Raw genomic sequence first — 11,023 nt, forward strand, 5'->3', positions numbered from 1 at the left:
TGGTACGCTTCGTTTCCAAGACGTTTAATTTCCGGCACAGCAACTTGCCGTTTCTTTTTCTGTCGGATTTACGAATTGTTGCAGACAGCCTGCCGAGCAGAAGTAATACGTTTCTCCATTCTGGTTAAGGCTGCCGGTCGCGGCTGCGGGCGCGACTTCCATTCCGCATACGGGGTCAATAAATGTTTCGGTTGTAGATGTTTGTTTCTCAGTCATATTCTTATCCGTCCTGTCATCAAATAACGACATGAACTATTCTACAACCTGTCAGCAGGTGTCAGGTCAAGCGCTATTTATCACCCTCGCTTACTGATTCGATCAAATGACAAACCAAATCGCCTGTCGGCATTGAATTCTTCATTTTCGACCAGTCTTTTAGGGCGTTTTCCATCTTCCTTTGAAGTTTCTGCATTTCTTTTATTTTGCGTTGATTCTCCGCGATGCGGCGGACGATGATTTCCCGGACCATCGGACACGGCGTATTCCCTTCTTTCGCCTCGTTCAAAATATCTGCTATCTCGGCGAGCGAGAATCCCAAATTACCGGCGGCTTTTATAAACCTAACTCGCACAGCATCGGACGGCTTGTATACCTTGTAGTTGTTTTGCGAATTGCGAGCGGGTTTCAGCAAACCGATACGTGTGTAGTGTCTGACAGTGTAGAGTGAAACGTTGGATTGTTTAGCCAGTACCGTAGCGGTCATCATTAGATTCAGTTACTCCCCATCCATCGTCGTTAGAGATCTCCTTTTACAAACCTTGAGGACTTCTGTGCTCGCTCATATACCTTTTGGACTCGGAGATGGGGCAGGAGCTGGTGCTCTACGAGGGGCGCTTGAGTGCCAGTGGACTATTCGCCAGTTGCCGTCGCGTTTTTCGAGGATGGCAGTGCCGAGGCCGACACTTTCTATTTTTCGCGTTCCCATGTCGGCGGCGAGAGCGTATTTGAAAGTCGCCCACGCGGTCTTGCCTTCGACCTTGACCTTCATATCGGAAAACGAGTATTTTGTGTTCTTGAATTCTTTCAGTTCGGGGGCGAGATGCGTGTTGCGGTAGTCGTTCCAGCCGTAATTGGCGTGTCCGCTCTCGAACACGGTAACATCCTCCGTGTTAGCCCAGATTTTATCGAGTGCGGCGAGATCGCCTTTTTCGACCGCCACGGCTTCGCGCAGCATCACGTCGGTCACGGCCCTTACCTCATCCGTCTGCGCCAAAGCCTCTGAGAAGCCAAATGCCATAACAACAGCCGAAAGGGCGGCGGTGAAAAATAATCTTTTTGTCATAATGATTCTCCAGTTAAATTCAAAAACTTAATCACTCAAAATTGGCTTGGGCGGAAACGGCCGTGTGCTGCCCGAAGTTGAACCTTCGGCGTCCCAGTCAGCGTTGCCGCCGATTCCGTCTCGCTCGGCGATGACCCGATCCGCGGAATGTTTGCCGAATTTGTAGAAGACGGCGGGCGTGACCAGTTGGTCGAGCAGGGTCGAGGTCAGGATGCCGCCGAGGACGACGACCGCGAGCGGGTGTAGAATTTCTTTGCCCGGAGCGTCGGCGGCGAGGATGAACGGGATTAGCGATAGCCCTGCGGTCAGGGCCGTCATCAGCACCGGAACGAGCCTTTCAAGCGAACCGCGGATGATCATCTTCTCGGTAAATTCCTCGCCTTCTTCTCTCATCAGGTGAAGATAGTGCGAGATCATCATAATTCCGTTTCGCGAAGTGATGCCGACGAGCGAGATAAAGCCGACCATCGTCGCGATCGAAAACACTCCGCCCGAAAGATGCAGTGCCCAAACCGCGCCGATCAATGCGAGCGGAATGTTAATCATCACCTGCAGAGCTACACGCCAATCACCGAGAGCCTTGATAAGCAGAAAGAAGATTGCGATTAGCGAAAAAATAGTAAGCAGCGAAAGCGTTCGTGTCGCTTCCTGAGTCGCCTGAAATTGCCCACCGTACTCGATAAAGTAGCCCTGCGGGAGCGTGACCTGACTCGCCACGCGGCTTTGAACATCGGCGACAACCGAACCCAGATCGCGTCCTGCGACATTCGCCCCGATCACGATACGGCGTTTTGTGTCTTCGCGAAGGATCTGGTTCGGGCCGGGGATGCTCTCGATCGACGCGACCGCAGAGATCGGGATCTGTGTTCCGTTCGGAGCGTCGACCGTCACATTTCTTAGGGCGTCGAGACTGTTACGCGACGCTTCGTCAAACCGGACGACGACATCGTAACGTCGCGCTCCTTCGATGGCTTGCGAGACGGTGCGCCCGTTGAGTGCGGTCTCCAACGTTTGCGTAACTTCGCCAGGCTGCAGCCCATATTGCGCGGCTTTAGAACGGTCTACATTAAATCGAATTTGCGGGATCAGAACCTGTCGCTCGATCGAAACGTCCGTCCCACCTTCAACAGTCTGGATCGTATTGCGAATTTCTTCCGCTTTGGATCGCAATGTCGCTAGGTCATCGCCAAATAGCTTGATGGCGATCTGCGCTCTGACGCCCGACTGTAAATGGTCAAGACGATGTGAGATCGGCTGCCCGACATTCGTCGTTACGCCCGGCACAACCGCTAGCGTTTCCCGAATCGCGGCAAGAATTTCTTCGCGGGAGCGGTCCGATTTCCGAAGATCAACGTCGATCTCGGTGTAGTGAACGCCCTCGGCATGTTCGTCGAGCTCGGCTCGCCCGGTTCGTCTGCCGGTGGAAATTACCTCGGGCACCTCAAGCAGAAGCTTCTCTGAGATCTGCCCGATGCGACTTGATTCCGCCAGCGACGTTCCGGGCTGGGCCTGAACGTTAACGGTCAGCGTACCTTCATTAAACTCGGGTAGGAACGACGTGCCGACAAACGGCAGAGTCGCCATAGTTGCGACAAAGATTAAAGCCGCGCCAAGTATGACCTTAAAAGGATGCCGAAGGGTCCAATGCAATAGACGTGAATCGAGCGCCTTTAGGCGGCGTACGACAAAGCTGTCTCCGTGCTCTCCGTCGTCGCGGAAACGGGCGGCGATCTTGGAGAAGAATGACGGCTCTTCGGTTTCATCGTCAGAGGCGTCTATTCGTCTCTGCTTCTTCTCATCCTTCCGCCTGAACATCTGCGGCAAAAGGTAAGAGGCGAGAACGGGAGTAACCGTCAGACTCACGAATAAAGATGCTACGAGCGCCGTAATGTACGCCAGGCCAAGCGGAGCAAGCAATCTACCCTCGACACCCGACAGGGCGAAAAGCGGGATGAAGACGAGAGCAACGATAACAGTGGCGTAGATGATCGATGACCGAACTTCAAGAGATGCTCTATAAACAACCTCAAGCGAGTGACGAGGATTCTCAAGCAGACGATTCTCGCGCAGGCGACGAAAAATGTTTTCGATATCAACTATCGCGTCGTCCACGAGTTCGCCGATCGCGACCGCCAAGCCGCCGAGCGTCATCGTATTCACGCTGATGCCGAAAGCATAAAGAATTAGAAAAGTTACAATAAAGGAAAGCGGGATCGCCGTGAGCGTTATGAACGTCGTCCGAAAGTTGAGTAAGAACAAGAACAACACGATCGCGACCAGGATCGCTCCGTCACGCAGTGCTTCGGCAACGTTGCCGATCGATGCTTCGATAAAGTTTGCCTGCCGAAATAGTTCTGGGTTAATCTCGACATCCGGCGGCAGCGTTTTTTGCAGCTCCGCGACAGCCTCGTCAACCTGTTTGGTCAGGTCAAGCGTACTTGCTCCCGGCTGTTTCTGAACGGACACGATGACGGCCGGCTTGCCGTTCGTTCCTGCCTCGCCGCGCTTGATCTTCGCCCCGAACTCAACTGTTGCTACGTCGCCGAGTCGGATCGGAGTATTATTTCGATAAGCGACTACTGTTTGTTTAAGTTCGTCGATCGAATAAATCCGGCCGAGATTGCGGACGAGATATTCCTGCGACTGCGCATCTACAAAACCGCCGGTGGAATTGATGTTCGATTTTTCGAGTGCCGTTGAAACGTCTTCGATCGTAACTCCGAATTGCCGTAGCTTTTCGGGTGAAACGAGTGCCTGATACTGTTTCACTCCACCGCCGATGGGAATTACCTGCGAGACCCCGGTGATCGTCAGTAGCCGGGGTCTGATTGTCCAATCGGCTAGGGTCCTCAATTCTAACGGGTCGGTCGCTCCATCCTTGCTCGATACGGCAATAAGCATGATCTCGCCCATGATCGAGGAGATCGGCGCGAGAAACGGCGAGACGCCCTGCGGCAGTTGTTCGCGCGCTGCGATTATCTTTTCCGAAACGAGTTGCCGGTTCCGATAAACGTCCGTGCCCCATTCAAACTCCACGTAAACGATCGATAACCCAACGCCGCTTACCGAGCGAACACGTGAGACACCGGGAACACCGTTCATCACGGTTTCGATCGGAAAGGAAACCTGAGTCTCGACCTCTTCGGGAGCCAGTCCGTTCGCTTCCGTCAGAATCGTGATAGTAGGTTTGTTTAGGTCAGGAAATACATCGACCGGAAGGTTGAACGCAATATAGCTTCCCCATACAAGCAAGAGGGAAGCGATCGCGACGACGATCAGCCGGTTGGTTAACGACCATTTGATGATTCCGTTGAGCATTTATGTTCTCTATCCACCGCCTATATTTCGGGATCGCCGCCATCTTTCAGCGCCACAACCGCACGCCCATTACGAATCGAATTTGGCTGGGATTGCCGCCATCCTGCCTGATGAGATCGGCAGTGCTGAAAAAACTACGCTCATAAGAAATGCCAATGTATGGTGCGAATTCGCGTCGGATTGCGTAGCGCAGACGCAGTCCCAACCCGATGTTATTTAAACCTCTGCCCGTTTTGAAACGCTCGACTTCCTGAATTGACAGTTCGGTTTCAAAGCGCGGCTGAAGAACCAATCTCTGCGTCATTAGATAATCTCTCGATGCGGTAAAACGCCCCGAAACATTGCCTTTTGGGTCAAGAAAAGCCAATGCTTCGATTTCATATTTATACGGGCGAAGTCCTTGAATGCCGACGACTCCCTGTACACGCGTCGCGTTCTTGCCGCGAAAAGTGTTTGTCTGGACTCGCCCGCCGATTTGAAAATCGTAATATGTTTTGACAAAGCGACCGTAAAGTATTTGAAGATCTATCTTGTAGTCTTTTTCGATGGTGCTAATTTCGCCTTCGCTTTTCAACCAGATGCGGTTGAAGTCACCACCGTACCAGGCCAGAGTATCCCAACGCACATTGCTGTCGCCACGCTTTGGACTAAATTCGAGGAGGTCGACGAGAATGTAGCTATGCGGGAGTTCGTCCTCAACTGGCTTTCCCCAACTTTTCGGTGGCGGATACTGCGGAATCGGCGATTTATTCGCTTCGTCTTTATCCGGAACAATCGGGGTTGGCGACGGTACTTTCATCGGCATATTCATATCCATCGGCATGTCCATCTTTTTCGGCGACGGAGTTGGAGTTGGAGTCGGCATTTCCATATCCATCTTAGTCGGTGTCGGACTTGCCATTGGTGTCGGAGTTTGCCCGGAAACGAATACCGCTCCTGATGTAAAAATAAGAGCCGTCAGAAAACCAATTTGATTTAGGATTTTCATATTGCTTTCTCCTCCGGCGGCAGTTCATCAGATACGACGACGACACGAAACATCCCCGCCTCCATATGCATGATCAGATGGCAGTGAAAAGCCCATGGTCCGCGTTCGTCGGGCGTGACGGCGACCGAAACGCGCTCGGCGGGCTTGACGATGACCGTGTGCTTTCGCGGCAGATAATCGCCCATTCCGTTCTCAAGGTGCATCCACATTCCGTGCAGATGAAACGTATGCTCCATCATCGTGTCGTTAACAAACGTCCAACGCAGACGCTCGCCGTATTTAAAGCGCACAGGTTCGGCCGCCGAAAACTTTTTGCCGTCGAATGACCACATAAAGCGTTCCATGTGTCCGGTCGCGTGGAGTTCGAGCTCCCGCTGGGGCTCACGCGTATCATAAAATTTTTCAAGGGCTTTGAGATCGGTATAGACCAAAACTTTTCGTCCGTCGCCGCCGAGTCCGATTCCCGGTTTATCAAGCTGGCTGACAGTAGTTTCGGGTGAGATCTGATTCCCGATGCCGTGTTTATCCGGGCCATGTTTGACAGGCATGCTACCCGGAATTGGCGATGCCGACATCTTGCCCATGTCCATGCCCGGCATATTCATATGATCGGTTTTCGGCATTTCCATTTTGTCCATCTGGGGGGCCGCCGGTTTCGATTCGGGCATTTGCATCTTTTTGCCCGTAGACATATCCATCTTGTCCATCGACATTGGCATGCCGCCTGCTTTGGCATTCTCGCCCATCTCGACCTTCATCATCGCCGGGTCCATGCCTTCCATGCTCATCCCCATATTCTGCATCGTTCGCAGCGGTCGTGGACGGCGGTCGGGAATTTCAGCACTCATTCCCGGTCGAGGGGCAAGCGTGCCGCGGACAAATCCGCTGCGATCGAGAACTTCGGAAAAAATCGTGTAGGCCCGATTTTCGGTCGGCGTTACGATCACATCGTAGGTTTCCGCCGGACCAAATCTAAATTCGTCGACCTCGACGGGCTGTACATTTTGGCCATCGGCCTGAACTACGGTCATCTTTAGACCCGGGATCCGAATATCATGAAAGGTCATCGCACCGACATTGATAAATCTCAAACGAATACGCTCACCGGGCGTAAATATTCCGGTCCAGTTCGATTCAGTGGTCCGTCCGTTCATCAAATATGTGTAAACGGAGCCCGTCGCGTCGGCAAAATCTGTCGGGTCCATCCGCATTTGGGCCCACATCGTGTAATTTTGCCACGTGGGCTTCAAACCGTATTCCTTTGCATTGGACAAGAACTCCCGCATCGTGCGGCGCTGCATGTTAAAGTAGCCGGATTGTTTTTTTAACTTGCCGATCATGCCCATTTCGGACATAAAGCTCCAGTCCGAAAGGACTACGACATACTCGCGGTCAAACTTGACCGGATCGGTGCCCGCCGGATCGATTATCAACGGAGCATATACGCCCGCCTGCTCCTGACCGGGTGAATGGCTGTGATACCAATAAGTCCCACTTTGCTTGACCCGAAACTTGTAGACGAAAGTTTCTCCCGGTTCGATACCGGCAAAGCTGACACCGGGAACACCGTCCATCGCCGGCGGAACCAGAAGGCCGTGCCAGTGAATCGATGACGTTTCCTTCAAACGGTTTGTAACATTGAGCGTAACGTCCTGGCCTTCCTTCAAGCGAATGATGGGTCCCGGCAAAGTGCCATTGATTGTCTTCGCCGTTCCCTTTTTATTGCCGATCATCACAGGTGTTTCCGAGATGGTCAGATTTATCACCTCGCCGCTCAATTCCTCACCGATTTGTGCGGCGTTTTCCGTTTCTAACCCCGTCCGTGCATAAGCCGGAACGATTTGTTCCAAAGCCGCCAACGCTCCGATTGAACCGATGCCCTGCAAAAACGTGCGCCGGTTAAAAAATATTGATTCCATATTTCCCCTTGTTTCAACCTATAAATACTGTGCTGTTTTTAGCTTTTTTTACGTGACATTTCTTTTATTCGCCACGCGGAGCGCGTAAATTGCTGGCAGCACGAATAAGCCTTCGACAACCAGCGACAAGATGCCCAGTGGCTCAAGCCAATCGTCAATCGGCAACCCGGGCATCCCGACGGTCCGGCTGACGACATAAGCGAAAATCGCGCCGCCCGCGATCAACAAACCCAAAATCCAGCCCCAAGCCGCGCCGCGCAAGATTCCATACGCCGCCACAAACACGCCGATACCGTTTAGTGCGAACAAAATGCCTTTGTAAGTCGCTTCTCCGAACGCATCGGGAGCGTCATAAAAATGAATTATTCCCGTTACCAGGATCAAACCGATCCCAAACCATTTCAAGCTTTTGCCGCTCATTTAGATTTGTCCCTTAATTTCAATCTAATCTCTATTTGGTATTGTTTATTTTCTAATCGATCCAATCTGCGAAGTTACCGCAAATTGATCGACTTATCGCTTGTTTTCAAGATCCTTGATCAACATTTTCATTTCATCGATCTCCCGACGCTGAGCTTCTATAATTTCGTCGGCGAGTTTGCGAACACGCGGATCGGTAATGTTGGCCCGCGAGCTCGTCAAAATGGCGATCGAGTGGTGAGGTATCATAGCTTTCATCCATGAAACGTCTTCGATCGTTTCCTGGCTCCGAACCAGCCAGAGAGATAATCCAAAGAGGACAGCGCTCCCCACCAAAATGCCCGCGTTGATATGCCAATTCGAATACATCTTGAGCATAAACAGCAACATAATAATCGCCATTACCGCCCCCATGTAGAGAGCCATATATGCTCTGGTCTCACTAAAAAAGACATGGTCCATTTGGTAGGTATTCAGGTACATTAAACCAAACATCACGATTGTTGACGTCGCGATCATAGCCGCGAACTTTGCATAACCACTTTTCATTTCCGTTCCTCCCTTGGTTTTCCAAATCAATCAACTCATCGAAGCGATAATGTTTTTGGCGGGTGGCCGCTGTCCGGGCCGCCGCGCTCGAAACTGTTAGTCGGTAATGACAATGCTGCCCTTGTGCATCCCCATCCCACAGCTAAAATTGATCGAGCCTGCCTCGGTCGGCATGATGCTGACAATGACGTCTTTGCCAACGGGCAGATTTTTTCGAATTTTCTGTTTTGGAAAAACCACAACGCTGCCGCAATTACTTTTGTCGGCCCGGTTGAATACGAGATTTAGCTTGTGACCCGCTTCGGCTTCAATCGACGACGGTGAAAAACCGTTCTTGTCGATCTTGATCTTCACGGTTCGCGTGTGAGCCTCGACGACATCCGTCTGTAAGAAAAACGCGCCGCCGGCGACGATCATAATTGCGATTGCTGCTATAAATAATTTAAGTTTGTTCATTTAAGATCTCCTTTTTTCTAATAACTAAATCTAGTTTTCGGTGACGACCACTTTGCCGCTCAGCATATCCATGCCGCAGGCGAAGGCGATCTCACCCGCTTCGGTTGGCGTGAATTCGACCACGACGGTTTCGCCGACCGGCAGATTCTTGCGGATATTTTGCTTTGCAAAGACGACTTCGCCGCCGCAGTTTTCAGAGTCGGCTCGATAAAAAGCTAACTTAACAGGCTGGCCTTTGACGACCGAAACAGATGACGGCTCATAACCGCTCGACGAAACAGTGATCTTCGTCGCTCCCGCAGGAACATTTGCAGCCTTCACCGGTTTAGCCGAACTTGTCGGAACATTGACAACAAAAGGTACGCTGATAACCTTCCCGCCGCGTTGAAACTGTGCCCACAGCTTGTAAAGCCCGGGCCGTGGAAAAGCGGTATGTGCCGAAACTTCGTAAGCACTCGGCCTATTAGCCTCTTTCGAATCTGCCCCGTGCGAGTGACCGTCGGCGTTGTGATCTTCTTCCTTCATATCGCCGGCCATATTCATCCGATCCATTTTTTCGCCCTTTGCCATCGGGTGAGCGTGGACGAAGTCAACGAGGTCTTCACTGATGATGACGAAGTGGGCCAGTTCGCCCAGATAATTCTGCAGATCGGTCGCGGGCTTTCCGGTAGCGGCGTCGAAGGCCGCGAAATCAAGCGTTAATTCCTGTCCCGCTTCGATTTTCGCACTCGGTTTCATCGTCACTTTCAGGCCATCGACCGATTTTTCGAGCTTTGTATCCGCAACGAGAGCTACCTTCGCTCTCTCGGTTCCCGATACCTTGACATCAATACGTTCTACGATCTGCTTTGCGTTTGGCGGTGTAAAGTCCGCGTAAAGCTTGTAATCACCGCCATTCGGGAAGGTGTGCTGAACGCGATACGAACCATCCGGTGATAGCTCCGGATGCACGTGATAAAACTCCGCGAGGTCTTTCGAAACGATCAAAAGGTGCAGCGGCTTCTCATGCACGATCTGGAGGTCCCTTACAACCGAATCCTTGCTGTCTTTGACAGTAAAAACCAGTGTTGCTGGGGTACCGGCCTGAACCTGGCCAGGTTCTGTCTGGAAAACAACTTTGTAAGCCGACTCAGAAGTTGTCACGCTACCGCCATTGATAGAACTATCCGCCGTATTCCCGACGTTCGAGTCGCTTTGCGTGATCGCTCCGCCACTGCAAGAGATCAAAAAGATGGCAATAGTTGAAACAGTAAAAAGGATTCCAAAAATAGATATTTTTCTCATTGTTCCTTTTTCCTAAATCACTTTTGTGGCCAAGTAGTATATCCAGAAAGAATCTGTATCAGCGTTCACCTGCTCGCCAGTCATGTCGTATGCCTTGATATCTGACATGCCTATATCCTCAAGCTGCTTGATCTGTTGGCCGACGCTAATATAGTAAACAAGTAGCGAAAAACGGTGGTCGTGATCATTGACGATAGCGTATTCTTCATTGGACACCTCTCGCCTTCTCATCTGCAGATGACGGGGTAAAAAGAAAACGTATGACAGTAGATTCTTTGCGAACGATAAACTGAATTTAGATTCAGTAAGCCAATACGGTTTTCCAAAGCGTCGGTAATCACGGTTATGGCTCGAAAACATTATGACCCCGTTTTTTTTCAGTACTCGGTTCATTTCGTTTAGTATTTTTATCCTATCCTCGTGCAAGACGGCATCAATTCCGTTGTAAGAAAATAAGACAAAATCAAAGGTCTCATCTTTGAACTCCCCCAAATCTCTGGCATCACCGATTATGAAATTCCCGGTCTGAAATTTTTTCTTAACCCGTTCAATGAATTCCGGCACATAGTCAAGCCCCGTATAGTCCGCAGCACGCGGTAACAAGTAGTGGGTTGTTCTCCCGCCGCCGATTCCAATATCCAAAATTCTTGCATTCTCAATTTTCGAGCACAGATGTTCAAAAAGAACCTTCTCAGCAGGGAAAAGTTCGGTGAGTCCGTCATAGTAATCGAGCACTTTGGCATTCGCATACGTTTTTCGATTTATTGACGCAATTTGCGATTGTTCGTTCATTTCATGCATGGGCTG

11 protein-coding genes are annotated in these 11,023 nt (G+C 51.1%); all 11 read right to left on the reverse strand.

The window, feature by feature from the left end; genetic code table 11:
* Nucleotides 1–24: 24 nt before the first annotated feature.
* On the reverse strand, nt 25–216 hold the full coding sequence (locus IPM50_02845) for a YHS domain-containing protein (GenBank protein ID QQS33537.1): 192 nt from the start codon (nt 214–216) through the stop codon (nt 25–27).
* A 73-nt stretch (nt 217–289) separates the two neighbouring features.
* Nucleotides 290–706: a MerR family transcriptional regulator gene (locus tag IPM50_02850; protein QQS33538.1), complete on the reverse strand. Its 417-nt coding sequence runs from the start codon at nt 704–706 to the stop codon at nt 290–292.
* Nucleotides 707–778: 72 nt separating this feature from the next.
* The gene (locus tag IPM50_02855) at nt 779–1,282 is read right to left on the reverse strand and encodes a nuclear transport factor 2 family protein (protein QQS33539.1); all 504 of its coding nucleotides are present in this window, start codon (nt 1,280–1,282) and stop codon (nt 779–781) included.
* A gap of 27 nt (nt 1,283–1,309) precedes the next feature.
* On the reverse strand, nt 1,310–4,600 hold the full coding sequence (locus IPM50_02860) for an efflux RND transporter permease subunit (protein QQS33540.1): 3,291 nt from the start codon (nt 4,598–4,600) through the stop codon (nt 1,310–1,312).
* 46 nt (nt 4,601–4,646) lie between these two features.
* Nucleotides 4,647–5,588 (reverse strand): copper resistance protein B, encoded by a 942-nt coding sequence (locus tag IPM50_02865; GenBank protein ID QQS33541.1) that lies wholly within the window; start codon nt 5,586–5,588, stop codon nt 4,647–4,649.
* Nucleotides 5,585–7,507: a copper resistance system multicopper oxidase gene (locus IPM50_02870; GenBank protein QQS33542.1), complete on the reverse strand. Its 1,923-nt coding sequence runs from the start codon at nt 7,505–7,507 to the stop codon at nt 5,585–5,587. Before IPM50_02870 ends, IPM50_02865 begins: the two co-directional genes overlap by 4 nt.
* 48 nt (nt 7,508–7,555) lie before the next feature.
* The gene (locus IPM50_02875; GenBank protein QQS33543.1) at nt 7,556–7,927 is read right to left on the reverse strand and encodes a hypothetical protein; all 372 of its coding nucleotides are present in this window, start codon (nt 7,925–7,927) and stop codon (nt 7,556–7,558) included.
* Between the two features lie 93 nt (nt 7,928–8,020).
* Complete coding sequence (locus tag IPM50_02880; protein ID QQS33544.1) at nt 8,021–8,476, reverse strand: DUF305 domain-containing protein; 456 nt, start codon at nt 8,474–8,476, stop codon at nt 8,021–8,023.
* Nucleotides 8,477–8,572: 96 nt separating this feature from the next.
* Nucleotides 8,573–8,932 carry a cupredoxin domain-containing protein gene (locus tag IPM50_02885; protein ID QQS33545.1) on the reverse strand — a complete coding sequence of 120 codons (360 nt, stop codon included), beginning with the start codon at nt 8,930–8,932 and terminating at the stop codon, nt 8,573–8,575.
* Between the two features lie 30 nt (nt 8,933–8,962).
* Nucleotides 8,963–10,216, reverse strand: coding sequence for a cupredoxin domain-containing protein (locus IPM50_02890; protein QQS33546.1), 1,254 nt, complete (start codon nt 10,214–10,216; stop codon nt 8,963–8,965).
* A 12-nt stretch (nt 10,217–10,228) separates the two neighbouring features.
* Entirely contained in the window at nt 10,229–11,008 is a 780-nt protein-coding gene (locus IPM50_02895; protein ID QQS33547.1) for a class I SAM-dependent methyltransferase, read from the reverse strand.
* Between the last annotated feature and the right edge of the window lie 15 nt (nt 11,009–11,023).

The sequence above is a fragment of the Acidobacteriota bacterium genome (genome assembly GCA_016700075.1).
GTDB lineage: Bacteria > Acidobacteriota > Blastocatellia > Pyrinomonadales > Pyrinomonadaceae > OLB17.